General features: G+C 70.4%; 21 protein-coding genes. 5 read left to right on the top strand and 16 right to left on the bottom strand.

The features are described from left to right. Window positions 1-60: 60 nt before the first annotated feature. From ACNQQL_RS23405 to ACNQQL_RS23380, 6 genes are all read right to left on the bottom strand, one after another. Window positions 61-1,542 carry an alginate export family protein gene (locus tag ACNQQL_RS23405; RefSeq protein WP_347066108.1) on the bottom strand — a complete coding sequence of 494 codons (1,482 nt, stop codon included), beginning with the start codon at window positions 1,540-1,542 and terminating at the stop codon, window positions 61-63. A 74-nt stretch (window positions 1,543-1,616) separates the two neighbouring features. After that, window positions 1,617-2,312 (bottom strand): YoaK family protein, encoded by a 696-nt coding sequence (locus ACNQQL_RS23400; protein WP_347066027.1) that lies wholly within the window; start codon window positions 2,310-2,312, stop codon window positions 1,617-1,619. Next, complete coding sequence (locus ACNQQL_RS23395; protein ID WP_347066025.1) at window positions 2,309-3,223, bottom strand: glyoxalase; 915 nt, start codon at window positions 3,221-3,223, stop codon at window positions 2,309-2,311. The genes ACNQQL_RS23400 and ACNQQL_RS23395 overlap by 4 nt, the downstream gene beginning before the upstream one ends. 26 nt (window positions 3,224-3,249) lie before the next feature. Then, on the bottom strand, window positions 3,250-3,711 hold the full coding sequence (locus ACNQQL_RS23390) for a DoxX family protein (RefSeq protein WP_347066023.1): 462 nt from the start codon (window positions 3,709-3,711) through the stop codon (window positions 3,250-3,252). Between the two features lies 1 nt (window position 3,712). Then, window positions 3,713-5,602: an amidohydrolase gene (locus ACNQQL_RS23385; RefSeq protein WP_347066021.1), complete on the bottom strand. Its 1,890-nt coding sequence runs from the start codon at window positions 5,600-5,602 to the stop codon at window positions 3,713-3,715. Between the two features lie 20 nt (window positions 5,603-5,622). Then, a complete protein-coding gene (locus ACNQQL_RS23380; protein WP_072435773.1) occupies window positions 5,623-5,790 on the bottom strand; it encodes a DUF1427 family protein in 168 nt (55 codons plus the stop codon). A gap of 103 nt (window positions 5,791-5,893) precedes the next feature. Between ACNQQL_RS23380 and ACNQQL_RS23375 the strand changes: the two genes are divergently transcribed. Further along, the gene (locus ACNQQL_RS23375) at window positions 5,894-6,817 is read left to right on the top strand and encodes a LysR family transcriptional regulator (RefSeq protein ID WP_072435774.1); all 924 of its coding nucleotides are present in this window, start codon (window positions 5,894-5,896) and stop codon (window positions 6,815-6,817) included. Between the two features lie 22 nt (window positions 6,818-6,839). On the opposite strand, the gene ACNQQL_RS23370 is transcribed toward ACNQQL_RS23375, so the two are convergent. After that, the gene (locus tag ACNQQL_RS23370; RefSeq protein ID WP_047901195.1) at window positions 6,840-7,526 is read right to left on the bottom strand and encodes a hydrolase; all 687 of its coding nucleotides are present in this window, start codon (window positions 7,524-7,526) and stop codon (window positions 6,840-6,842) included. 282 nt (window positions 7,527-7,808) lie between these two features. On the opposite strand from ACNQQL_RS23370, the gene ACNQQL_RS23365 reads away from it, so the two are divergent. From ACNQQL_RS23365 to ACNQQL_RS23350, 4 genes are read left to right on the top strand one after another with little or no spacing between them, the layout of a single operon-like run. After that, window positions 7,809-8,069 carry a XapX domain-containing protein gene (locus ACNQQL_RS23365; protein WP_347066017.1) on the top strand — a complete coding sequence of 87 codons (261 nt, stop codon included), beginning with the start codon at window positions 7,809-7,811 and terminating at the stop codon, window positions 8,067-8,069. 25 nt (window positions 8,070-8,094) lie between these two features. Then, window positions 8,095-9,675 carry a sodium:proton antiporter gene (locus tag ACNQQL_RS23360; protein ID WP_347066015.1) on the top strand — a complete coding sequence of 527 codons (1,581 nt, stop codon included), beginning with the start codon at window positions 8,095-8,097 and terminating at the stop codon, window positions 9,673-9,675. 49 nt (window positions 9,676-9,724) lie between these two features. Beyond that, window positions 9,725-10,117: an OsmC family protein gene (locus ACNQQL_RS23355; protein ID WP_034183342.1), complete on the top strand. Its 393-nt coding sequence runs from the start codon at window positions 9,725-9,727 to the stop codon at window positions 10,115-10,117. 32 nt (window positions 10,118-10,149) lie between these two features. Then, the gene (locus ACNQQL_RS23350) at window positions 10,150-11,043 is read left to right on the top strand and encodes a pirin family protein (protein ID WP_072435777.1); all 894 of its coding nucleotides are present in this window, start codon (window positions 10,150-10,152) and stop codon (window positions 11,041-11,043) included. Between the two features lie 54 nt (window positions 11,044-11,097). Here ACNQQL_RS23350 and ACNQQL_RS23345 read toward each other — a convergent pair whose 3' ends face one another. The 9 genes from ACNQQL_RS23345 to bcsB form a co-directional block, all read right to left on the bottom strand. Beyond that, entirely contained in the window at window positions 11,098-11,295 is a 198-nt protein-coding gene (locus ACNQQL_RS23345; protein ID WP_072435778.1) for a hypothetical protein, read from the bottom strand. Beyond that, window positions 11,277-12,842 carry a cellulose biosynthesis protein BcsG gene (gene bcsG, locus ACNQQL_RS23340; protein ID WP_347066011.1) on the bottom strand — a complete coding sequence of 522 codons (1,566 nt, stop codon included), beginning with the start codon at window positions 12,840-12,842 and terminating at the stop codon, window positions 11,277-11,279. Before bcsG ends, ACNQQL_RS23345 begins: the two co-directional genes overlap by 19 nt. 26 nt (window positions 12,843-12,868) lie before the next feature. Then, window positions 12,869-15,406 carry a UDP-forming cellulose synthase catalytic subunit gene (bcsA, locus tag ACNQQL_RS23335; RefSeq protein WP_347066009.1) on the bottom strand — a complete coding sequence of 846 codons (2,538 nt, stop codon included), beginning with the start codon at window positions 15,404-15,406 and terminating at the stop codon, window positions 12,869-12,871. Beyond that, complete coding sequence (bcsQ, locus tag ACNQQL_RS23330) at window positions 15,403-16,182, bottom strand: cellulose biosynthesis protein BcsQ (protein WP_072435780.1); 780 nt, start codon at window positions 16,180-16,182, stop codon at window positions 15,403-15,405. The genes bcsA and bcsQ overlap by 4 nt, the downstream gene beginning before the upstream one ends. Beyond that, window positions 16,179-16,412 carry a hypothetical protein gene (locus ACNQQL_RS23325; protein ID WP_347066006.1) on the bottom strand — a complete coding sequence of 78 codons (234 nt, stop codon included), beginning with the start codon at window positions 16,410-16,412 and terminating at the stop codon, window positions 16,179-16,181. Before ACNQQL_RS23325 ends, bcsQ begins: the two co-directional genes overlap by 4 nt. Next, the gene (bcsE, locus tag ACNQQL_RS23320; RefSeq protein ID WP_347066004.1) at window positions 16,409-18,370 is read right to left on the bottom strand and encodes a cellulose biosynthesis protein BcsE; all 1,962 of its coding nucleotides are present in this window, start codon (window positions 18,368-18,370) and stop codon (window positions 16,409-16,411) included. The genes ACNQQL_RS23325 and bcsE overlap by 4 nt, the downstream gene beginning before the upstream one ends. Before the next feature lie 9 nt (window positions 18,371-18,379). Beyond that, window positions 18,380-22,288 (bottom strand): cellulose synthase subunit BcsC-related outer membrane protein, encoded by a 3,909-nt coding sequence (locus ACNQQL_RS23315; RefSeq protein ID WP_347066002.1) that lies wholly within the window; start codon window positions 22,286-22,288, stop codon window positions 18,380-18,382. Beyond that, window positions 22,273-23,502, bottom strand: coding sequence for a cellulose synthase complex periplasmic endoglucanase BcsZ (bcsZ, locus tag ACNQQL_RS23310; RefSeq protein ID WP_347066000.1), 1,230 nt, complete (start codon window positions 23,500-23,502; stop codon window positions 22,273-22,275). Before bcsZ ends, ACNQQL_RS23315 begins: the two co-directional genes overlap by 16 nt. Window positions 23,503-23,505: 3 nt before the next feature. Next, window positions 23,506-25,668: cellulose biosynthesis cyclic di-GMP-binding regulatory protein BcsB (bcsB, locus tag ACNQQL_RS23305; protein WP_347065998.1), on the bottom strand; the 2,163-nt coding region annotated here is incomplete at its 5' end.

Genomic DNA, 25,668 nt, shown 5'->3' with positions numbered 1-25,668 from the left:
GAAGGGCGGCCTCGTGGCCGCCCTTCGTTCATGAGTGCGCGTCGTTGTCGCGCCCCTTCGTCACCAGCCGTACTTGAGCTCGACGCCGACATAGTCGGCGTTGTGCCCGCCCGCCTGCCGGATCGCGTCGCCGACCTGGAAATGCACGGCTTCGACCGCGCCGATCAGGTTCGCGGCGATCGTCCAGTCCGCCCGCAGCTGCACGTACATCCCCGTCCACAACCCGCCCTTGCCGGCCGTGCCCGGCACCACGGCGTTGCCCTGCTGGTAGACCGCGTCGCCGGTCGTCTCGCGCCACTGGAAACCGAGCGCGCCGAGCAGCGCCAGGTTCGGCGACGGCTTCAGCGTCACCGACGGCTTCACGTGGATCAGGTTCGAGTAACCGGTGAAGCCCGCGAGCGTGAAGTAATAGCCGTTCGGAAACAGCGGATTGAAGGTGCCGATGCGGCCGTCGTGCGGATGCCGGTCGCCCGACGCCGCGTCGACCTGCAGCGCGACGCGCGGCGACCACGGCGCATCGAGCCGGTAGCCGGCGATCGAGCCGAGCGCCCACGCGCGGATCGAGCTGCTGCCGACCGTCCCCGTCTGCAGCATCGTTTCGAGATCCCAGTCGAAGCGCCCCTGCGTGCCCGTGTAGCGCACGTCCCACACGTCGCGGCGCTCGGCGCCGCTCGCATCGAGAAAGCGCGCGTTACTGCGGTTGTAGCGTGACCAGTAACCCGACAGGTCGCCGGGCCCGACCGACTGCCGCTCGAAGCGCACGCCGCTGAACGTGAGGTTGCGGTTCGACACGTCGTCGAACGCGGACACGGTGCGGTTCTGCACGGGCTGCGTCGCATACGCGATAAAGCGCCACTTTTGATATTCGTAGTCGGCCCACACCGCATCGAACGCCTGCCGCACGTTCGGGCCATCACGCGCGGCGATGAAACGCTGCAAGTCGAACGCCATCTCCTGCCGGCCGACGCGAAACTTGAACGTGCCGCCGCCGAGCGCACCCGTGTAGGTCGCGAATGCCTGTTCGAGATCGAGCGGGTTCCTGTCGACCGGCGAGATCGTGTTCTTGCCGAACGCACGGTCGTCCTGCAACTGCACGAAGAACTGCCAGTGTTGGCCGAGATGCGCATCGGCATGCACTTCGACGCGCTGGATCAGGTACGTGTCCGATTGCGCGGAGCCGATTCCGAACAACGGCGCGTCGTTGGTTTCCAGACGCTCACGTAGATTCACGCCGAGCGAAAGATAGGATGACGGATCGTTGCCGAGCGGGATGTATTTCAACCCGTCGAGCGGCGCGCGCGGCACGCATGGATTCGCGAGCACCGACCAGTCTTCCTGCCAGCGGTTGAACAGCACGGTCGGCCGCTTGGCCGTGCACGTCGATGCGGGCGCGCTGTCCGCCGCCGCCGGTGCAGTCGCCGTGTCCGCGAACGCCGCATCGGCACCCGCGAGCAGCAGCCCCGCGACAACCGACGCGCGGGCAACCCGGTCGAAGCGTCTGCCTCGGGTCGTCGCGGCACGCCGCCCGCTTGTCGCGGCCATCCGTTCGCGACCGCCTGCATCGGTCCGGCCCGCTCGCCCGCCGCGATCGCGACGCGCCCCTCCACGCTGCACGATCATGCATGCTCCTGCGTGCCGGTACGGGCGGACACCCCCGTACATGCCGCCAGCACCGCGAGCGTGCCGGCGGGCACAAGCAGCGCCCAGAACCCGATATGGCGAAAACCCAGCGCGCCGCATACCGCGCCGAGCGCGAACGCGACGATCGCCGGCAGCATCTTCGCGAAGCGCGCGCGTGCCGTCGCGCGCACGCTGTCGGCCGTGCCGGCGGACAGCAGGTCGACGACATCGAGGATCGCCTGCGTGACGTTGCCGGTCATCACCGTGTTCGGCACGCCGGCGCGCGCGATCACGCGCGGATGCGCGTTCTGCACGCCCATCGCGAACGTGCCGACGAAACCGGCCACCAGCACCGGCAGGCTGTCGGATTGCGTCACGGGCGTCGCCCACACGCCGGCCGCGCAGAAGCCGAGCAGCAGTACCGCCTGCACCGTATGCAGGGCTCGCGCGCCCTGCCATGCGGGTCGCGCGGAAAGCGCGCGCGCAATCAGGCTGCTCGCGACGACGCCGCACACGAACGCAGGAAACACGCTGAGCTTCAGCAGGACGCCCTGCCCGAACCCCGCGACGCCCGCGCCGATCAGCACGAAGTTGCCCGTCACGTGCGCGGTGAACAGTCCGAACAGCGCGACGAAGCTCAGCGTATCGACGAAGCCGGCCACCGCGGAAAGGATCGTGTCTTCGTGCTTCATCGCACCGCGCTCGCGTGGATCTCAGCGACGTAGCCGCCGGGGAACTGCACGAGCGCCGCATCGCGCCCGTCCGCCGTATACGACGGCACGAGCACGTTCACGCCCGCGGCCTGCGCCTGCTTCAGCGTCGCGGCCAGATCCGGCACTTCGTAGCCGGTCATCTCGTGCCCGTACGGGTAAGGCAGTTGGCCGTCCGTCACGAGCACGGTCATCTTGCCGAAGCCCGACGTGATGCGAATGCGGCGATAAGTGTCGTTCGGCCGGCCGATCTCGATGCCGGGAGCCTTGAGGTTGTCGGACACCACCTTGCCGTTCGAGAACTTGACGAAATCATGGACGAACTTGCGCACGCTCTGCGGCGACACATACACGCGGTTCTCGGGGATCGTCTGCAGCGCCGCGTAGTTCGGCGCCTGCGTGTGCCAGTACAGCTGCATCTTCACGCCGCCCGTCCACGCGATCACCGCATCGCGGCCGATCGGATCGGGGAACGTGTCGACGATCACTTCCGCGCCATGCTCGCGCGCCACCTTGATCGCCGCGTCCATGTCGGTGACGAGATAACCCGTGCGCTCCGCGCCGAACGGCCAGGGCACGGGCGTCTTGAAGCCGAACACGGAGATCGTGCCCGCCGGCGTGAAAACGAGTTGCGACATCGTCTGGCTCGGGGTCGGCGTGACCTGGAACACGCCCTGCTTCGACTTGCTGCCGCCGAACGTCGCGACGAAGCTGTCGGTGAAGCGATCGAAATCCTCGGGGGCGACGTATACGTGTGTCGTGTCGTATTGCGGCCCGACGGCAAGCGTCGGCGTGGCCGCCGGCGGCACCGGCGGCTTCGCGTACGACGCCGGCGCCGCGACGAGGCCGGCGGCGATCGCAAGCGCGAGCAAGGCGGAACGAATCGTTTTCATCACAGGATTTCCTTGTTGTTTAATCGTCATCGAGTGGTACGGCCGTCGCCGGCCGTGTGCTTCGCATCGGCGAGCAGCGTCGCGAGCACGAGTGCGGCGATCAGCCCGAGATGCTCGAAAAAGCTGTTGAGCGCCATGAAATGATCGGCGCCCGTGCGGTTCCAGAAATCGTTCGCCACCAGCATCGCGACGAGCGTCAGCATGCCGAGGCTGCCGGCGCCGAGCCACGTGAAGCGGTTCAACACCACGCACAGCGAGCCGGCGATCTCGACCGCGATCGCGAGCGCCGCCCAGAGCGCGGCCGGATGCAGGCCGAAATGCGCCTGCTCGGCGACCGCGCCGTCGAAATCCAGCGCCTTCGCGACGCCGCCGATCAGGTAGGCGGACACCAGCGCGAGGCGCACGAGCGGCAGGACCCACGGCTGCGCCAGCAACGCGCGGACCCACGCCGGGTTGCCGAAGCCGCCGGGGTTGATCGGGGCCGCCATGTCAGACCGCCCAGCAGGAACAACCGAACGCGCCCCAGAAGCCCTTCGCGTCCGACGTCGGCAATGCACTGCCCCACGCGCTCGCATGGGCATGCGCGTGCACGTTGCACGCACTCGCGCAGCCGCACATCGCGGCGGCCGCCGCACGCTGCAGCGGTGCGCCGTTGCGCTGCGTCGCGCCCCAGCCGCCGTAGCCGCCGTACTCGCGCACCGGCGACCAGTCCGGCATCGCGGGCGGAATCGGCGCGTCGTGCGACGCGAACGGCCCCGCGCCCCATACGATCTTGCCGCCGACCACCGTCAGCAACGCGGTCGTGCCCGCGATATCGTCCTCCGCACATGTGAAGAAATCGCGATCCGGGACCACCAGGACGGCGAGCTGCCCGACCGCTAAACGCCCTTTCTTCCCTTCCTCGTTCGAGAACCAGGTCACGTATTCGGTCCACATCCGCAGCGCGGTCTCGCGATCGAGCAGGTTGCGTTGCGGATACATCCGCAAGCCGCCGACCGTCTTGCCCGTCACGAGCCACGCGAGCGACACCCACGGGTTGTACGACGCGACGCGCGTCGCGTCGGTGCCGGCCGACACCTTGATGCCCTTCGAGAGCATCTTCGCGACGGGCGGCGTCGCTTCGGCCGCCTGCGCGCCATAACGCTCGACGAAGTATTCGCCCTGGTACGCCATCCGGTGCTGCACCGCGATGCCGCCGCCCAGCGCCGCGATACGGTCCATCGATTTTTCGGTAATGGTTTCCGCGTGATCGAAGAACCAGTTCAGGCCTTCGAGTGGGATGTCCTTGTTGACCTTCTCGAACACGTCGAGCGCGCGGTCGATCGTTTCGTCGTAGGTCGCATGCATGCGCCACGGCCAGCGGTTCTGTGCGAGCACGCGCACGACGCCTTCGAGATCGTCCTCCATCTGCGCCGGCAGGTCCGGCCGCGCGGCGCGGAAATCCTCGAAGTCGGCCGCCGAGAACACCAGCATCTCGCCCGCGCCGTTGTTGCGGAAATAGTCGGTGCCGTCGTGATACTTAACGCTCTTGGTCCAGTTCACGAAGTCTTCCTTCTCGGCATTCGGCTTCTGCGTGAACAGGTTGTACGCGATCCGGATCGTCATCTCGCCCGCGTCGTGCAGCTTGCGGATCACTTCGTAATCGTCGGGGTAATTCTGCGAACCGCCGCCCGCATCGATCACGCCCGTCACGCCGAGACGGTTCAGTTCGCGCATGAAGTGGCGCGTCGAGTTGTACTGGTATTCGAACGGCAGCTTCGGCCCCTTCGCGAGCGTCGCGTAGAGGATCGTCGCGTTCGGGTTCGCGAGCAGCAGCCCGGTCGGGTTGCCCGCGGCGTCGCGCAGGATCGTGCCGCCCGGCGGCTCGGGCGTGTCCTTCGTGTAGCCGACCACGCGCAGCGCGGCCGCGTTCAGCAGCGCACGGTCGTACAGGTGCAGGATGAACACCGGCGTATCGGGCGCGGCGGCGTTGAGCTCCTCGATCGTCGGCAGGCGCTTCTCGGCGAACTGGTGCTCGGTGAAGCCGCCGACCACGCGCACCCATTGCGGCGCGGGCGTGATCGCGACCTGCCGTCTGAGCATGTCCATCGCGACTGCGAGCGAACGCACGCCGTCCCAGCGCAACTCCATGTTGTAGTTCAGGCCGCCGCGAATCACGTGCGTATGGTTGTCGATCAGGCCCGGCAGCACGGTGCGGCCGTCGAGATCGACGACCTTCGTCGCACGGCCCGCGAGCGGCACGATCTCCGCATTGCCGCCGACCGCGACGAAGCGGCCGTCCTTGATCGCGACGGCGGTGGCGACGGGGTTCGCACGATCGAGCGTCGTGATGCGCCCGTTGTGCAGGATGAGATCAGGTTGAGTGTCGGTTGCGCTCATCAATTGGGTCCTCTATGCAATCAGAAGCCGAGCCAGTGACGGACCGGTGCGATGGCCCCTGCGCCGATCAGCATGCCGGCGAGCCCGACCAGTGCAATCAGCGGCGGTGCGGGCGAGCGCACCTTGATCACGCTGTATACGACGCCGATCAACACGCCGGCGCCCAGTGAAACGACATACGATTCCATATGCTCCCTCCCGACTGGATTAGAATGACCCGCATTGCCGCGCGCCATCGGCGCGATCCGCTGCCGCCGAATCCGCTTCGCTTCCCTGCCACGCCTTCCAGCCATGCAACATCTTCCCGATCTCGAAGCCTGGGCCATCTTCGCGCGCGTCGCGGAAACCGGTTCGTTCGCCAAGGCCGCCGACCTGCTCGGCATATCGCAACCGACGGTGTCGAAAGCGATCGCGCGCCTCGAAAAACGCCTGGGCTCGATGCTGCTGTACCGCACGTCGCGCAAGCTGTCGCTCACGCCGACCGGCGAACTGCTGCGCGATCGCGCGATCCGGCTGCTCGCCGACGCCGAGCTGATCGAAGGCGAGGCGTCCGCGCACGCGCTCGAACCGCACGGCCTGCTGCGCGTGAACGCGCCGATGTCCTACGGCCTGTGCAATCTCGCGCCGCTGTTGCCCGCGTTTCTCGAGCGCTACCCGCGCGTCGACGTCGACCTCGTGCTCACCGACAACTTCGTCGACATCGTGTCCGGCGGCTTCGACGTCGCCATCCGGATCGCCGAACTGAACGATTCGTCGCTGCGCGCGCGCCGCCTCTGCGCCGTGCGCCGGCCGCTCGTCGCATCGCCCGCGTATCTCGACCGGCGCGGCCGGCCGACCCATCCGAGCGAACTCGACCAGCACGTGTGCCTGACCTACACGAACATACCGACACCCGAATACTGGCGCTTTCGCCACACGGCGTCGGGCGACGAATTCGGCGTGCCCGTGCGCGGGCGCATTCGCGCCAACAACGCCGACGTTCTCTGCCCCGCGCTGATCGCCGGCCACGGCCTCGCGCTGCAGCCGGCGTTCCTGGTGTGGGATGCGCTGCAAAGCGGCGAGCTCGAGGAAGTGATGCACGACTGGAAAATCCCCGACATCAACGTCAACCTCGTCACGCCGCCCGGCATGCTGCGTGCGGCGCGTGTGACGGCCCTGCTCGACTTTCTCGTCGAGAATCTGACACACGCGCCGTGGGCACTGCCGCCCGTTTGAACGCGCGACGGCATGCGGCCCGTTACTTCGCCGGCACCGGCGCGAGCGACTCGTGCGGCGTCGCGGTGCGCTGTTCGGCCTTGTGGACCATCGTGTACGCGTAGTCGACGCCCATCCCGTACGCGCCCGAGTGCTCCTTCGCGATCGCCATCACGGCGTTGTAGGTGTCGCGGCGTGCCCAGTCGCGCTGCCACTCGAGCGCGACCTGCTGCCACGTGACGGGCACCACGCCGGCCTGGATCATCCGTTGCATCGCGAAGTCGTGCGCGTCCTTCGACGTGCCGCCCGATGCATCGGCCACCATGTAGATCTCGTAGTCGCCTTCGAGCATCGCGCAGAGCGCGAACGTCGTATTGCAGACTTCGGTCCACAGGCCCGACACGATCACCTTCTTGCGGCCGTTCGCGGCCAGCGCGTCGCGCACCTTCTGGTCGTCCCACGAGTTCATCGACGTGCGTTCGAGCGTCTTCTGGTTCGGAAACACGTCGAGCAGTTCGGGATAGGTGTAACCGGAGAAGCTCTCCGATTCCACCGTCGTGATCGTGGTCGGAATGTTGAATGCCTTCGCGGCCTTCGCGAGCCCGACGACGTTGTTCTTCAGCGTCTGGCGATCGATCGATTGCACGCCGAATGCCATCTGCGGCTGCTGGTCGATGAAGATCAACTGGCTGTTCTGGGGAGTGAGGACTTCAAGCTTGGGGTTGCTCATGGCGCGAATCATCCTTTGGACAGGAAACGTTTAAGGCTTGCCTCGATCGGAAAGTACGAGGAGCCGACTGTGCGTTGCTCCGGATTTGCGTCTTCCGGTTGCAGCCATTTAATCGGAAAAGTCGCAGCTCGAACATCCAAGAAACGGAATCGATCGAATTCCGAAAGAGGGGTCTCTCAAGGGCAATCCGCCCTTTTTTTCCACACGTAAACCCGATACGCTTCCAGCACATTAAAGGCGCACCCTTCGCGCCCGACCAGCCTATCACGAGAGGTTTTCATCATGAAACCGTATTTTCTGTCGCTGCTCGCCGGCATTCTCGCCGGTGTCATCTACGGCGCGCTCGGCGTGAATTCGCCGGCGCCGCCCATCATCGCGCTCACCGGCCTGCTCGGCATGCTGGCCGGCGAACAGATCCTGCCCGTCGCGCGCCGGATGCTTTCCGGACACCGGCTGAATACCGCATGGCGCGACGCGCAATGCAGCCAGCACATGTTCGGCGCGCTGCCGGGTGGCGCCGCGAACGACCGCAGGCCGTCGTGATGCACGCCGTCGCCGCAGGCCGCGCATGACCAACGTCGAGCTGTTCCACTACCTGCTGCTGTTGATCTGCGGCGCGGGCGCGCTCACGTGGCTCGCCGAACGAATCTCGATTCCGCCGGCCGTCGTGCTGCTGCTCGGCGGCTGCGCGGTGGCGATCGCCGGCAAGCGCGTGCCCGACATGGACCCGGCGCTGCTGCTCGCGGCCGTACTGCCGCCGCTGCTGATGTCGAGCGGGTTCTACACCGCATGGAAGGAATTCAGGCAGGAGCTCGCATCGATCGCGTCGCTCGCGCTCGGTGCGGTGGCGTTCACGACCGTCGCGGTCGCCGTGGCCGTGCGTGCCGCGAACCCTGCGCTGCCGTGGGCCGCGTGCTTCACGCTCGGGGCGATCGTGTCGCCGCCCGACGCAGTCGCCGCGAAGGCGATCCTGCAGCGCTACCCGCTGCCCGCGCGGCTCGTCGCGGTGCTCGAAGGCGAAAGCCTCGTCAACGATGCGTCGGGCCTGCTGCTGTACCAGATGGCCGTATCGGCCGCGCTCGCCGTGTCGATCACGGCCGCGAGCGCCACCGGCCTGTTCTTCTCGCTGACGCTGATCGGCATCGCGGTCGGCCTCGCGTGCGGCCATGCGATGTGCTGGGTGCTGCCGCGCCTGCGCGACCCGATGCTCGGCATCGTCGTGACTTTCGCGATGGCATGGGGCAGCTACGGGATCGCGGAAGCCGTCGACGGCTCGGGCGTGCTGTCGGTGGTGACCTGCGGCCTCGTGCTCGGCGTGCGCCAGCATCGCGTGTTCGACGCCGACCTGCGGATCAAGGCGAAGGCGACGTGGGAAGCGATCGTGTTCGTGCTCGATGCGCTCGTGTTCATCCTGATCGGTCTCGCGCTGCACGCGATCCTCGTGCGCGTGAACCACGAAGGCGCGGTGCTGATGGCCGGCCTGCGCGTCGCGCTGCCCGCCACCGCCGCCGCGATCGGTGCGCGCGTCGTGTGGGTATTCGTCGCGATGTGGCTGCCGGACCGCCTGCGCGCACCGCGTGCGGGCCACGCGCGGTGGTCGTGGCGCGAGGCCGTCGTGCTCGGCTGGTCGGGCATGCGCGGCGTCGTGAGCCTCGCGGCCGCGATCGCGCTGCCGAGCAACTTTCCCGGCCGCGACCTGATCCTGTTCAGCACGTTCCTGCTGATCATCGCGACGCTCGTCGTGCAGGGCGGCACGCTTGCGCCGCTGATCCGCGTGCTGAAGCTGCGGCCCGTCGCGCGGCATACGATGTCCGAGCACGCGGTACGCGCGCATACGTTCGGCGCGGCGCTCGCCGAACTCGACGCGCTGGAGCAGCGCGGGTCGAACCTCGAGCGCCCTTCGCTCGACCGCCTGCTCGCCGAATACCGCAACCGCGTCATGTTCAACGAACGCGCGCATCGGCATGGTGCCGAGCCGGCCGACATGCGAGCACGGATGCTGCGCGTCGAGCTCGAACTCGTCGGCGTGTCGCGCCAGGCGCTGCTCGACCTGCATCGCGACGGCAAGGTCGACGACACGGTGCTGCACCGGATCGAATCGGAGTTCGATTTCGAGGAACTGCGGCTGCAGCGGCTGCTCGAACCGTAACGTCCGGCCACGCCGCCGGCCCTCCCCCTTTCTCCCCAATGGAACTGCAATGAGCGAACTGTCCGTCGAAGCGAGCATCGGCTCGGTCGATTACCTCGTCCACTTCAGCGATGGCGTCCACCAGTGGCGCGCCGACGAACCGGCGCCGCTCGGCGGCGGCGATGCGGCGCCGACGCCCGTCGCGCTGCTGCTGTCGAGCCTCGGCGCCTGCACCGCGATCACGCTGAAGATGTATGCGCAGCGCAAGGGCTGGCCGCTCGCCGAAGTACACGTGAAGCTCGCGCACGAATCGGGCAGCGCGGGCAGCACGATCGTGCGCCGCATCACGCTCGAAGGCGACCTGTCCGGCGAGCAGCGCGAGCGCCTGCTGCAGATCGCGAACGCGTGCCCGGTACACAAGATCCTCACGCATCCGATCACGATCGACACGGCGATCGCCTGACCGCCCACCGCACCGAACACGAGCTCCCCATCATGACCGCATCGATCAAGACCCTGCTCACGCCGCGCGAAAGCGACATCGGCAACCTCGTCGTGCGCCGCGTGCTGCCCGCGCGCGCCGCACGCCTCGTCGGCCCGTTCATCTTCTTCGACGAGATGGGCCCGGCCGTGCTGCCGGCCGGCCGCGGCATCGACGTGCTGCCGCATCCGCACATCGGGCTCGCGACCGTCACCTACCTGTTCGACGGCTCGCTGATGCATCACGACAGCCTCGGCTTCCGGCAGAAGATCGTGCCGGGCGACGTAAACTGGATGACGGCCGGCCGCGGCATCGTGCATTCGGAGCGCTCGCCCGACGAGGACCGCCCGCGCGAGCAACCGGTCCACGGGATCCAGACCTGGGTCGCGCTGCCGGTCGAGCACGAGGACACCGCGCCCGCATTTGTCCATCATCCGGCCGACACGCTGCCGTCGTTCGCGCGCGACGGCGCGAGCGTGCGCGTGATCGCGGGCACCGCGTTCGGGCTTACGTCGCCGGTCGCCGTGTTCTCGCCGACGCTCTATGCATATGCGGAATTCGCGGCGGGCGGCCAGCTCGCGCTCGATGCGGAGCACGACGAGCGCGGCGTGTATCTCGTCGACGGCGATCTCACCATCGACGGCACGCCGCTCGCCCCCGCGACGATGGCCGTGCTCGAACCGGGCGCGACCGTTGCGCTCGCCAGCGCGAACGGCGCGCGCGTGATGCTGCTCGGCGGCGCACACCTGCCGGGCGAGCGTTTCATCGAATGGAATTTCGTATCGAGCGAGCGCGCGAAGATCGAAGCGGCGCGCGCAGCGTGGGCCGCACAGACCTTCGGCAAGGTGCCGGGCGAGGAAGACGAATGGACGCGCCAGCCGGAACGCAGAGCGCGACCGGCAGAATAGGCAGGTTCGCCCGCAAGCAGGCGACGGCCGGCACGCATGCCGGCCGTCGTTCGTTTACCGCTTCAATCCCATCAGTTTCGCGAGCGTCGGCCAGCGCTCGAGCGACTCGATGAACGCGCGGCGCGCCTGCTCGTCGACATAGCGCTCCGGGTCGAGCGCGGGCAGATGCCGCGCGAGGCCGAGCACGTCGTTCGGCTGCGACAGGCGATCGTCGTCGCCTTCGCCGGGAAGGATTACTGTTCGTCGATCCATACGCCATCCGGAGTTTTCACCGCGTAGCCCGCGGCCGTCTGCATCGTTACCGTGCCCTCGTTCTCGCCGACCATCCGCGTGCGCGGCAGGTCCGCCGCATATTGCGCGAGCGTCGCGCCCGGCTTGAACGGGCTGTTCGACACGAGGTTCGACAGCAGCTGCGCGAGCGCGAGGAAGCTGGTCGGCTGCTCGATCACGGTCGTCGCGCCGTGGTTGCCGGCAAAGCCGACGAGCCGCACGCCTACCGGCCCGTGCACGATGCGCGGCGTCGGGATCTCGCGCAGGCCCGCGACCTGGTTCTTGTCGCCGCGCAACGCGGCGCCGTGCTCGGGCACGAACACGATCACCGCGCGGCGGCCCGATTGCGCGATCAGGTCGGCGAGACGGTCGAAGTCGCTCATCAGCTTCGTCGCACGCTGCGGATACGAGTCGATGCTCGTCAGCGAACTGCCGACCACGCGGTTGCCGTCATGCAGGCTGATCGTGTTGTAGTACAGCGCGACAGGCCCCTGCACCGTCCCGCGCTGCGCATACCAGTTCGCGAGCGTTCCGTAGTCGTCCTTGATCGCCGAGCCGTCGAACGCGTGCATCGCGACGGGCGCGGCCGCGTTCGAGACCATCGGCGCGTCGGCCGCGCCGATGTTGTCGTGGATCACCTGCAGGAAGTTGTCGAAGTGGCCGTCGTGGTTCAGCAGCGACTGCACCGTGTAACCGGCGCCCGCGAGTTGCGCGAACAGCTGGCACTGTTGCGGCGCGGGCTTGTACAGGTCCGCGTGCGCCTCCTGCCCGCAGCTCGCGCGCAGCACGCGGATCGCCGCCGGGCCGCTGTAGCTCGCGGCGGTGCTGAAGTTCGTGAACAGGTAGTCGAAATGGCTCAGCATCGGGTGATTGCGCACCTTGGCCGCATCGAGATCGTCCCACGACAGCGAGCAGACGTGCAGCACGATCACGTCGAACTGGGCGGCCGGATCGTTGCCGAGATGGCCGAACGCGACCTGCCGCTGCGACTCCTGTGCACGGAACGTCGCGAGCGCGGCGTTGCGGTCCTCGGGCTGGTCGGCGCGCCCCATCGTCGTCGTGCCCTGCGCGTTCGCCTGCTGCGTGGCCGGTGCGGCCACGCGCGCCATCAGGCCGCTGCCCGCTTGCCACAGCGGCATCACGATCAGCACGGCCAGCACGAACGTCGCGACGCGCAGCCAACGGTTGACGATGAAATAGACGATCAGCGCGCCGGCCACCGTCAGCACGAGCGCGGGCGGCAGCAGGCGCGGCAGCAGTTCCATCCAGTAGTCGACGCGGAACGTGCTCATTTCGCGCGCGGCCTCGACGAGGCGTGCGAGCGGCGGCGCATGCATCTCGCGCGCGAGCAGCGGCACCGCGATCGCGATCGCCGTGAGCTGCCGGACGATGCGCCATGCACGCCGCCGCACCGGCGCGCTCGCCGCGAGCGCCACCGCGAACGCGAGGTTCGCGAGCCACAGCGGCTGCAGGTGCCCGGTCGCGAACAGCGCGAACTTCAGGATGAAATACAGATTCCAGAACGCCATCTAACCCACTCCATGATGAGCGCGCGTCAGTCGCGCGCCCGATCGAGCTTCGGCGCCAGCATGGCCTGCAGGCCGCGCGCCGCACCCTTCCACATCCGCACATAACCGTCCACGCCGATGCGCAGCACGCCCTTCAGCCCGCCGAGCGGCGTGTCGACGCGCGTGCCTTCGTGCCAGTCGAGCCACGCATCCGCGCGGCCGAACGTGCATTGCACGAGCTGGCGCTCCTGTTCGAGCGTCAGCGCTTCGAAACTCACGCCGACGTGGGTCGGCGTCACGCGGCTCACGCGCACCGGGAACGGGAACGGCCGGTCGCCGCGCGTCACGCACACCGTCAGCGTGTCGCCGACGGCGATCGGCAGCCCCGGCACGGCCTCGAGGCCCAGGCCGCCGGTCGAGTAGTCGCTCGTGAAGCATGCGGCCGTCGTTCCGTCGGCGAGCAGCAGCGTGGCCGGCACGCGCATCGCGATCCGGTGCGTGACGCGCACCTGCCTGGTCTCGCGCGCGACGGCCAGCGCCGCGCCGAGCATCGCGAGGTTGTACACGGTCCAGCCGAGCGTGATCAGGATCGTCGACGCCTCGTCGCCCTGGTCGGCCGCGAGCCGCCACAGGCCGGCGACGATCGCGAGCACGTTCAGCGCGAACAGCACGAGATACGGCTTCGACGTCGACCAGTCGACATAGCCTTCGTCGATCTTGCCGCCCTTGTCGGTCACGTTGAACTTGCCGTGCTTCGGGCTGAAGAACGCGACGGTGGTCGGCAGCGCGATGTACCACGCGAGCACCGATTCGTAGACCTCGGCCCAGAACGAATGGCGGTAGCGCCCCTGCATCCGCGAGTTCGCGACGTTCGCGAGCACGAGATACGGGATCACGTAGCTCGCGAGCGCGAGCGACGACGCGTTGATGAAGTACAGGTGGAAGAACAGGTATGCGATCGGGATCGTCAGGAACACCAGCCGCGGAATCCCGTAGAAGAAATGCAGCATCGCGTTGCCGTAGCAGATCCGCTGGATGAAGCCGAGCCCGCGCCCGAGGAACGGATTGTCGATGCGGAAGATCTGCGCCATCCCGCGCGCCCAGCGCGTGCGCTGCTTCACGTGGCCCGCGAGGCTTTCGGTCGCGAGGCCGGCTGCCTGCACTGTCGGCAGGTACGCCGACGTATAGCCGCGCCGGTGCAGCTTGAGCGCCGTATGCGCATCCTCGGTCACGGTTTCCACCGCGACGCCGCCGACCTCTTCCAGCGCGCTGCGCTTGAGCACCGCGCACGAGCCGCAGAAGAACGTCGCGTTCCACAGATCGTTGCCCGACTGCACGAGGCCGTAGAACAGGTTGCCCTCGTTCGGGATCTCGCGGAATGTGCCGAGGTTGCGCTCGAACGGATCGGGCGAGAAGAAATGGTGCGGCGTCTGCACGAGCGCGCACTTCGGGTCGCGCAGGAACACGCCCATCGTCGTCTGCAGGAACGAGCGCGTCGGCACGTGATCGCAGTCGAAGATCGCGATGTATTCGCCGTGCGTCTTCGGCAGCGCGCGGTTGATGTTGCCGGCCTTCGCGTGAAGGTTATCGTCGCGCGTCAGGTAGTCGATGCCGGCCTCGGCCGCGAACGCGGCGAACTCGGGGCGCCGGCCGTCGTCGAGCAGGTAGACGCGCAGCTTCGCCGTCGGCCAGTCGATGCTCTGCGCGGCGAATACCGTCGGCTTCACGACCGACAGCGGCTCGTTGTAGGTCGGGATGTAGATGTCGACGGTCGGCCAGGTGTCGGGGTCGTCGGGCAGCGGCACGATCGGCCGGTCGAGCGGCCAGGCGGTCTGCACGAAACCGAGCAGCAGGATCATCCACGTATAGGCTTCGGCGCCGTACAGCAGGTAGCCGGCGACCGCTTCGACAGGGCTGCGGAAGTCGAGCGTCTGCGTCGTGCGCCACCACACGTAGCGCACTGCCGCGAGCAGCGCGAGCGACGCGAGCGCGAGCGTCGGCAGGTGGCCCGGCAGGCGGCGCAGCGCGAGCGCCAGCACTGCGACGATCGCGAAGAACGCGAACTGCGCGCCGGGCATCAGCGGCGACATCCCGGCCGCTGCCCACAGCAGCGCGCCGGCCGCGAGCAGCAGCGGCGCGAGCCAGCGGTGGCGGCCGACGCCGTTCGCGCGCGCATCGAGCCAGCCGCCCCAGCGCGCCCACGGCAGGCGTTCGAGCATCGCGTCGATGCGACGGCCGACCGCGCGCCCGGCCACATACACCGGCACGACGAACGTGTCGAACCACGCGAGCGGATCGCGCGCCGGCCGGCCGTCGGCCGCGCGCGGCGCGCGCACGATCGCGCGCCACAGCCATTCGCGCGGACTGAGCGGCTGCAGCACGCCCCACTCGTGCGCGAGCCGCAGGAACGCGGCGCGCGCCCGGCGGCGCACGGGATCGGGCCGGCCCGGCGGCGGCGCGTGGAAGAACAGCCGCACGACCCAGTCGAGCAGCGTGCGCTCGGCCGGCAGCCCGATGCCGCGCGCGAACCAGTCGGTCGCGCGGCGGCCGAACGCGCGCAGCCGCGGCGCGAAGGCGGCCTTCATCGCGCCGCTCCGGTGCGGCCGGCGACTGCCGCCGCCAGCCACGCATCGACCCAGTTCGCGATGCCGTTCAGGTCGTGCGACGCCTGCGAATACGGCGCGTCGTCGAAGATCCAGCTGCCGCGCGCAAGCGCTTCGGGCACGGCCGCGTCGACGTGGATCCGCTGTTCGAGCATCGATGCCGGCCCCGCGACCGCGCGCAGCATCGCGATCGCATCGCGCTGCATGTCGCGTGCCGGATTCAGCCGGTTCACGACGATCTGCAGTTCACCGCCGCCGGCACGCAGCGCCCCGAGCCGCGCGGCCGCCGTCGCGCAGGCGATCGGTTCGGGCGGCACGACGACGAGCGTCAGGTCCGCGCGGCGAATCGCCTGCTCGGCCTGCGGCGACGGATAGCGCGCGGTGTCCACCAGCACGACGCCGTCGGCCGGCAGCGCGATCTCGTCGAGCGCGCGCGACAGCCATGCCGGGTCGGCCGCGAGCCGCGCATCGCACGCGGCCGCGCCGGCCGCGTCGACCTGCCCGTACGGCACGAACAGCACGCCGTCGGCATTGCGCCACGTATGCGCGTGCCACGGCTCGGCGCCGCCGAGCACGCTCTGCGCGAGGCCGTGCCCGGCCAGCGAGTCGAGGCCGAGCGTCGCGCCCATCAGGTTCTGCGCATCGAACTCGACGGCCACGACCTGCCGGCCGCGGCGCGCGAGCAGCACCGCGAGCGCGGCCGCGAGCGTCGTGCGGCCCGCGCCGCCCGTCGTCGATGTAATGGCGATCGTCTTCATCGCGTCGCCTCGCCGCCATGCTCGCCGCCGCGCTCGTCCCCGCGCTCGGCGCCGGGCAGCAGCCGCCCGCGCAGCGCGACCGGCACCAGTTCGCACGGCACCGCGTCGCGCCGGTCGATCCCGCGCGGCGCCTGAAAGCCGCGGCCGATGCCGAGATGCTGTGCGACGATCCAGACGGGCACCGCGACCACGATGCCGACGATGAATCCGATGACGAGTTCGGCGATCATGCGCCCTCCGGCTTGCGCAGCGGCATCGCGCTGCGGATGGCACTGCGCGTTCGCGCGGCGGGAATCACGGGTTGCGGCGGCGCCGCGTCGACGCCCGCGGGCGCCGGCGCCGGCGTCGCACCAATCGCCTCGAGCGCGACGATCGTATCGATCGCGTCGATCGCATCGCTTACTTCGCTCGCTTCGTCCGACGCCGCGCCGGAATCGGCGCGCGCCGCAGGCGCACGCGCGGCGCCCGGCGGCTGCTTGACCGCGAACAGGTCGCTGTAGTCGGCGATCGGCGCGCGCCGGTTCTCCGCTTTCAGCGCATCGAGCTCCGTGTCGATGCTGCCCCGCCCGAGGCACACGACGCGATCGGACAACGTGTCGACCGGCACGTCGAAGATGCGCGCGAGCGCGTCGTCGGCATCGACCGGCTCGCACGCGAACAGGAACACGTACAGGTGCCCGGGATCGGCCGTCACGACGTCGCCCGCGCGGCGCGGCTGGCAGTGCCGCAGCGCGTCGACGTGCGACACGCCCGGCAGCAGCGCGATCTTCGCGAGCGTGTGCGGCAGCGCGAGCACGGCGCCGCGATCGAGCACCGCGCGAATCCGCAGGCAGAACGCGCCGACCGGCAGATAGCCGAGCACCGAATCGCCGAGCGCGGCCGCGAGCGCCGCACGATAGTCCGCCGCGACGGGCCGCGCATAGAGCTGGCCGCGCAGCGCGTGCACGGCGGCCTGCATCCGCGACACCGGCAGGTCGCGCGCGACGACGCGGTTCGCGCCGACGCTCAGCAGCAGCATCTCGAACTGCTGGCGCAGCACCTCGCCTCCGCGCTCGACGACCGCGATCTTCAGCGCGCCGCCGCACTGCCGGCGCAGCGCGTGCACGTCCGCGCACAACGCTTCGAGCTGCGCATGCGAGCGGAACGCGAGCACCGCGGTCGCGGCCTGGGCATGCGCGCAGGCCGCGACGACGGCCGCGTTGTCGTCGACGATTTCCCAGTCGCCGGGCGCGCGGTTCACGCCATCGAGCACCGCGCGGCTGACGACGACGCGATCCTCGTCGATCGCGAGCTTCATCCGGCGCGCCGGCTCGGTCGCGCCGCCATCGATGCTTGCCGACAGCCGGCCGCCCGGCGCAAAGCGCAGCGGCCGCACCTCGCCGGCCGCGAGCGTGTCGCCCGCGCGCCAGAAATCGACGATCCACAACAGTTCACCGTGCGTGCGCTGCATCTGCGCGACGCCCGAGAAGACGCCGTGGAAACCGCTGCGCGGCGTGCGATCCGCACCGCGCACGAGCGGCGGATCGTCGGTGCGCGCATCGGTGCCCGCACGCGCCGCTTCGGGATCGAGCAGCAGCACGAGCGCGATGCGGTGCGTGCGGCACCAGTCGGCGAGTGCGCGCGCTTCGTCGGCGAGCGCGACCGGATCGTCCCAGCTGAACCAGCGCTGCGCGCCTTCGACGAAATACAGCGAACGCGCACGAAAACCGTAGCGCTTCATCGCGCGCAAGCCGCCGGTCAGCCGCGCGAACGGGCCCGGTGCCGCGTGGCGCGGTGCGGCGCCGGCGCCTTCTCCATCGGCCGGCTCGGCCGCCGCCGGCATCGCCAGCACGCTCAGGTTGCGCGGCCAGCCGGCCGGCTGCGCACCGCCCGCAAAGCCGCGCGCCTCCATTTGCTCGACGACGCGCGCCGCGTCGCGTGCGAGCACGACCGTGACGTCGCGCGTGCGCGCCTGCCGCGCGCTCTCCCACACGAGCGCATCGCACGCCGGCGTGCCGCCGGCCGCGTAGATCGCGTACAGGCCGCCCGCTTCCAGTTGCGTCCATGCGTCGGGCAGGCCGTCGATCGCGAGCCGGCTCAGCGTACCGACGCGGCCGCCGGCCGGCCCCGTGCGCAGTAGCGCACGCAGGCGGCCCAGCAGGCCGGCGGCGCCGAGCGCGGGACGGGTGGCATCGATTTCCGTATTCACGACGTTCCCCTAGTAATCCGAATAAAGCCGCACCGGCGTCGGCGTGACGAGCCAGCTGGGCTGCGCGCGCGCATCGAACGCATAGCGCAGGTACACGAGCGCCGAACTCGGCGCGTAGTCGTGCGACCGGTCGACATGCAGTTGCGCGCCGACGCTCAGGTGCGGGTTCACGCGGTACTCGACGATGCCGTTCACGCCGTACGAGAACGACACGCCGCGTGTCGAGCTGCCCGCGTACACGAACCCGGCCGCCACCTGCGCGGCCCGCTGGTCCGAAAACGTCGGGTAAAACAGCGAATCCTTCTCGTAGCTGTTCGAGATTCCGCCCGTGACGGTCAGGTCCCACGACAGCGCGTCGCGCCGCCCCGCCCATTCGATCGGCACGCCGAGCGACAGGTAGCGCTGCGGGCTGTAGTAACCGCCCTGCCCGTACGTGTAGTAGCGCAGGTTCTGCGCGTAGTGCCACGCATTGCCGACGAGCCCGGTGCTGACCTTCATCGTCGCGCGCTCGTACACGGGCACCGTGAACCCGGTGCGCAGCGTGACTTCCGCGTTGCGTTCGACGTTGCGGCCGGACAGCACGCCCGCGCCGAGTTCCGCGAACAGGTTCGTGCGGCCGACGTCGACCGACGCACGCAGGTTCACGCCGTCGCGGCGCACGCCGCCCCAGACCGCGCCCGTCCACGGGTCGCGCATCCCCGCGTACGACAGCACGCTGCTCGTTTCCGGCCGCCGCGACGCATTCACGCTAAAGCTCGCCGGGCCCGCGTCGAAACGGTAACGCACGCCGCCGACGAGGTAATGCACGGGGAAACCAAGCGGCGACGTGCCGAGATCGAAGCGCCACGCATCCGTGCGATAGCCGGCGCCGAGCGCGACGCCCGTCGTCGACTGGTGCAGCGAGCCCGGCGGATTCGCGATCAGCGCGGAGGCCGGCTGATTCGACTGGAACGGGGGCGGCAGCCCGTTCGATGCCCTGAGCGCCGCGTAGGTCCCGAAGGTCTTCAGCGAATACGCGTTCGGGTCGCTCGTATCGAGCGTGCCCGGATCCAGATGCACGGTGTCGATCTGCGCGAACACATGCCCGTCGTAGCGGATCGGCATCTGCAGGTAGATCGGCACCTGCTGCGCGCGATACGACGAGATGCCTTCGTCGCCCGACTTGTACGCCGGCATCCAGCCGGTCTCGATCTCGGGGTTGCGCCGCTGTTCGAGATCCGCGAACGCGGCTTGCGCGGGCGTCAGCCCGTCGCGGCCCGGGCTCACGCCCGCCGTGCGTTCCTGCGACCGCGACAGCCGGTACAGCGACGCCGCGTCGTCATAGCGGCCCTGTGCCTCGGCCACGCGCCCGGCCGCGACCGTCACGTCCGCACGCGCCGGATACGCGGCCTGCAGCCGGCCGGTCACCTGCGCGGCTTCGTCCGGATGGCGCAGCGCGTTCAGGCGGCGCACGGCCGACAGTTGCGTGTCGACGTCGTCGTCCGGCGTGCGTGCGAGCACGGCCTGCACCCGCGCGAGCGCGGCCGCACGGTTGCCGCTGTCCTCGTCGATCCGCGCAAGCGCGAGCTGCGTATCGGCATCGTCCGGCGTGCGTGCGACGACCGGCGCAAGCGCGTCGCGCGCCGCGCCGTAATGGCCCTGCGCGCGTTCGAGATCGGCCAGTTCGAGCGCATGGCGCTTGTCCGCGCGGCCGGCCGGGCTCGCGCGATCGAGCAGCGCACGCGCCTGCGCGTAGTCCTGCCGCGCGATCGCATCGTCCGTCTGCCGCAGCACGAGCCGCAGCGACTGGTCCTCGAGCCTCGCCGTCTGCGCGGGCGTCAGCGACGGTTCGCGGCGCAGCGCATCGAGCCACGCGGCGAGTGCGTCGTCGCGCCCCGCGCTGCCGAGCAGGTCGCCGTAGCGCAGCCGCACGTCCGCATCGGCTTCGCGCGGGTGCGCGGCGATCCAGTCGCGCAACTGCGCGAGGCCGCGCTCGGGTTCGCCCGCGTCGATCCACTGCGCGCCGATCGCGGCGAGCATGTCGGGATCGTCCGGCGCGCTCGCCTGCGCATGCGCGAGCGATGCCGCGAATGCCGCATGATCGCCGCGCCCGAGCGCGCCGCGCGCGTCGGCCAGCGTGCTTTCCGCGTCGAGCTTGCGCGCGAGCGCGCGCATCCCGTCCGAGCGGTGCGCGTCGTCGACGGGCGCGAGCGCGGCCTGCGCGCCCGCGACGTCGTCGAGAGAATTGCGGTACAGCGCCGTTGCATAGCGCATCTCGGGCGTATCGCTTTGCGCGAGCCCTTCGTCCATCACCGTGCGGCCGAGCTGCGGCAGCCCCATGTCGCGATACAGGCGCGCGAGCGCGAAGCGCGTCCACGGCGCGTCGGGCGCCGCACGCACGGCCGCCTCGTAGCGTTGCGCGGCGGGCCCGCGTTCGCCCTTGTCCGCGAGCGCGCGCGCCTGGTTCGCGAGCAGGTCGGCGCGCATGCCGTCGAGCGCGCGGCGATCATCGCGGCCCGTCACGCGCCCTTGCAGCGCGTCGAGCAGCGGGCCGATCCGGTCCGCGCGGCCGGTGTTTTCATACAGCGTCGCCGTGCCGCGCACGGCCGACGGGTTCGGCGAACGCACGGCCAGCAATTCGCGCAGCAACGGCTCCGCGCGCGCCCAATCGCGCTGCGCCAGCAGCGCATCGGCAAGCTGCAGCTTCGCGTCCGGGCTGTCCGGCTGCATCGCGAGCGCGGCACGCGCCGCGCGCTCGGCATCCTGCGGCCGGCCCGCGGCGGCGGCCTCGCGGCCTTGCGCGACCAGGCCCCAGAACTGCGCGGTGCGCGCCAGGCTCTGCCATTTGCCGCGCTGGTCGGTCGCGAGCGTCGCGGCTCGCGCGAACAGCGCGCGCGCGTCGTCGTGCCGCCCTTCGCGCAGGCGCAGCAGGCCAAGCCCGCCGACCGCATCGGCGTCGTCCGCGCGCGCACGTGCGGCGCGGGCAAGCAGCGGATCGGCGGCCGCAAGGTCGCCGCGCGCGAGCGCCTGCAGGCCGCGCTGCTGCGCGATGTAGCCGGGGTCGCGTTCGAGCCGGCGCTGCGCATCGCGCCGGCTGTCCAGTTCGGCAGCGCGGCCGCGGAATTCGGTGTCGTCCGGCACGAGCGCGAGATACGCATGCAGCGCGTCGAGATACGCCGGATCGCTGCCGGCCGATTGCAGCACGCGCCGCCACAGCGCCATCGCCTCCGTATGGTCGGCGTCGTCCCGCTTCGCGAGCGACCATGCGATCCGGTTCGCCTCCGCGCGCGTGTCGGCACGCTGGTTCAGCAGCCGCGCGAGCGCCATCGACGCGCTCGTGTCCTGCGGATCGGCCGCGGCCGCGCGGCGCAGCGCGGCGATCGCCGGCTCGCGACCGCCCGGCGCATTCGACACGATCTGGTAATACTCGGCGCCGAGCGCACCCGACGGCGCACCGTTCGGAAACAGCGCGACGATCCGCCGGGCTGCCTCGTCGGCGCGGCCGCTGCGCGCGAGCAGGCGAATCTGCGCCATCTCGCCGCGCCCGCTCGTCGCGACGCGGTATTCGTCGGCCACCCGCCGCGTCGCGGGCGCATTCGGTGACTGCGCCTGCAGGCGCGCGAGCGCGGCCTGCGCGCCCTTCGCGTCGCCGAGCCGCAGCAGCACACGGACCTGTTCGGCAAGCAGTTCAGGATCGCCCGGCGCGATCAGCAGCCCCTTGCGCAGCGCATCGTGCGCGAGGTCGTCGCGATGCTTGACGCCCCACATCCGCGCGGTATCGAGCTGACGCTGCGCATCGGCGGAAGCGGCGGCCGCCGGCATGGCGGTTTTCGGCATCGCCGCGTCGGCTGCGGTGCCCGGCGCCGCCGCGCACACCGACGACGCGAGCCATGCGAACCCCGCGACATGCGGCGCGGCGCACTTCAGCGGGCGGCGCACGAATGGCCTCCCCAGCGGGCGTCGAGCGTGCCGTCCGCGCCGAACTTGTAGCGTCCGTCGCGCCAGCCGAGGCCGAACAGCGTCAGCACGCTCGTGTAATAGCCGGGCGCCGACTGGCGCGCAAGCGACTCGACGCGGGCCGCCTGCGCGTCCGCGAGCGCGCGCTGGCCGCGCGCGTCGAGGAACGGCACGGCCGCCGCGGAGAACCCGGCGTTGCCGTCGTTCGGCCCCGCGACGCCCGTCGTCGTATCGACCTTCTCCGGCGGCGCGCCATGCGCGGCGATATGGTCGGCGAACGGCGCGAAACGCGCGAGCAGCGGCGCGGCGAGCGGATCGGCGCGGTCGAGCATGCCGGCCCACAGGTACACGCGGATCGCGTTGTACGCGCTCTCCGCATGCGTCTGCGGATCGGGCCCGAAGCCCGTGCCCATGCGATACAGCGCCCAGTCGGGCGAGAAACCCTTCGGCGCCGTGTCGAGCAGCACGCGCCCGGTGCTGGACGCCAGCGCGGCCCAGCGCCGGTCGTCGGGCAGGCGCGCGCCGAGCGCGCGGATCACCTGCGGCGGCGAATAGCTCGGGTTCACGCGCCACTGGCCGTTGGGCAGCCTGAAGCCGGTCGGCCCCGGCAGCAGCGTGACGCCGAGGCCCGGCACGGTCGCGGTTTCCTCGTCGAGCACGCGCTTCGCGAGCAGCGCGCCGCGCGCCGTGTAGCTGCGCTCGTGCCACAGCCGCCCGGCCTCGACGAGCGCGTACGCGATCCACAGGTCGGCGTCCGACGCCGCGTTCGCGTCGAGCACGCGCCACGCGCCGCCCGGCGCGCGGGCCCACAGCCACGCAGGCAAGTGCGCGCTCAGGTCGCCCTGCGCGAGGTTGTTCTCGGTCCATGCGAGGATCGTGTCGAACATGCGCCGGTCGTTCGCGACCAGCGCGAAGAAAAGCCCATACGCCTGCCCCTCCGACACCGTGCGTGAATCGGCCGAACCGACGTCGATCACGCGGCCGTCGGCCGAGATGAAATCGCGCTTGAACGTGTCCCAGCGCGGCCACGCCGCGCTGCATCCGGCGGCGGCCGCATCGGTCGCGCTGGCGCCCGCGGCCTGCGCGCGAGTGGCCATGCCGGTTGCCGCGCACGCCATCGCAACCGCCAGCGCGAGTGCCGCGCCGACGCGCCGCGCCGGCCGCGTTGCCCGTCGCTTCGCCATTGCCCGCGCCATCCGTTACATCCCCCGTCGACGCGCGGCGATTCTCTGCAGCACGCTGAACACGCCGAGCGCGAGCAACAGCCCCGCGACGACGCCGATCGCGCCGAGCACGACCGGATGCCGCGCCGCCTGCGTCCAGACGCGCGCATACCACGGCACGAAGCCGACCACGTAAGGCTCGCCGACGCGCAGGCTGTCGACCTGCCCCGGCCGCACCAGCGCGAGGTCGCCCTGCAACTGCGACACGAGGCCCGAGTTCTCGAACACGTTCAGCAGATCGCCGAGGCGCGGCTGGTCGGTCGCCGTCAGCGCGACGACGCTGCGGCCATGGCTGCCCGGCAGCTCGAAACCGGCGAGCGCCGCGAGCGGGCCCGTCTGCTCGATATGCGCGCCGCCGTCGGGAAGGCCGACGCCGTTGCGCCAGCGCTCCTTGACCGTGAACGCGACGCGCGTCGCGCCGTCGCCGCCCGCACCGCCCTGCTCGCCGATCGCGAGCGGCAGCGCCGAGCGCCAGTGCGCGAGCAGCGGCGACGCGGGCGAGCCGTCGATCACGAGCAGATCCTTGCTGCCCGACAACGCGGCGACGTCGCCGGGCCGCGCGACCTGCACGCGCAGTGCCGGGAAACCCGTCCACTCGCCCATGTGGCCGAGCATCGTCAGGTAGGCCTCGAGTTCCTGCGGCGACGGCCGCTCGGGTATCACGACGGCCGTCTGCGACAGGTCGGCGAAGCGCGTGAACGGAAAACCGCTGTTCGCGAAATACGCGAGGTTCGGCAATTGCGCGTAATGGACGAAGTGCGAGAAGTCGATCGTCGAATCGGGATCGATCGCCGCGCGCTGCGGCTCGGTGGCCGTGCTCGAGCACAGGCCCGTCTTCTGCGAATCGAGCGTGAAGCGGAACTGCAGCTGGTTGCCGCTGCCGACGCGGAACGCCGGGATGTCGACATCGCTCGTCACGCGCCCTTCCGGCACCGACAACAGCGGCAGCTGCATGCGGCCGCGCGCGTCCTCGGCATGGGCCGGCCCGAGCCGGTACGACTTCACGAGCTGGTCGTTGATCTCGACGGCGAGCGTCGAGTTGTCCTGCACGGTCGGCGCCGTGTAGCGGTAGCGCAGCGTGATCGGCACGCCCGAGCCGTTCCATGAATGAAGATCGGCCGGCACGCGCAGGTTCAGGCGAATCGCGTCGGGCGTCGTGCCGCGCGCTTCCAGCTCGCGCAGATCGGACACGAGTTCGCGGAACGCGATCGGCCGGTTCACCGGCAGCCAGCGCGGCGCGTCGTACGGCTTGCGCGGCGCGCCGAGATCGACGTGCGCGACCGTCGCCGCCGGCCCCGACAGCGCCGCGCGGCCGAGCACGAGCGTCGCGACCGCGTCGTCGACCTCGGCCGCCGTGCGGCCCGTGACGACGAGCAGCTTGCGTCCCGGCGCGGCCGGGTTGTCGGCGACCGCGAGCAGCGGGCCGTTGACCGACGGCAGCGCGAGGCCGGCCGGCAGCGTCGCGGCCGTGCCGACCACCACCGCCTGGTCGTCGGCCGGCAGCGTGGGCGACACCGGGAAGCGCGCATGCCGGTAGTCGGCCAGCGCGCCGAACCACGACGCGAGCACGCCCGCGCTGCGCAGCGTCGCCGAATCGGGCGACCCCGGCAGCACGAACGGCAGCCGCACGCGGCCGTTGTCGCGCCGGTCGAAGAACGGCGCGGGCAGCAGCGCGAGATCGTTCGGCAGGCGGACCGGCGATTCGTCGAGGATCAGTTCGCTCGTCGGGCTCACGTCGGCCCACAGCGCCGAATTCGACGGATCCTCGCAATGGTCGAGCGTGTAGTGCGCGATCAGGCGCAGGCCGATCTGGTTGAAATCCGAGAAGTAGCGCGGGTCGATCGGGATGTCCTGCGTGACCGTGCGGCCCGCGCGCGCGGCGTCGAACGGGACGGTCGCGATGACCTCGCCGTTCACCGACACCTTCAGGTGCGACATCGGGAACACGAGCGACGGCGAATACGCGTAGGTCAGGCGCAGCCGCGCGCCCGTGACCACGCGGTCGAGCCGCACGCCCGCGTGGATCGTGCGCGCGTCGTCGGCGCCGCGCAGGCGCAGCGGTTCGAACGCGCCGAGCGACGCGAACGGCACGCGCACGGTCGTCGCAGGCAGCCCGGCGGACGGCGCGCTGGCCGCCGC

This window comes from Burkholderia sp. LFS061, from assembly GCF_047978125.1.
GTDB classification, from domain to species: Bacteria; Pseudomonadota; Gammaproteobacteria; order Burkholderiales; family Burkholderiaceae; genus Burkholderia; species Burkholderia pyrrocinia_C.
Note: the sequence above shows the minus strand (reverse complement) of the source record. Positions and strands in the feature narration are given on the sequence as shown.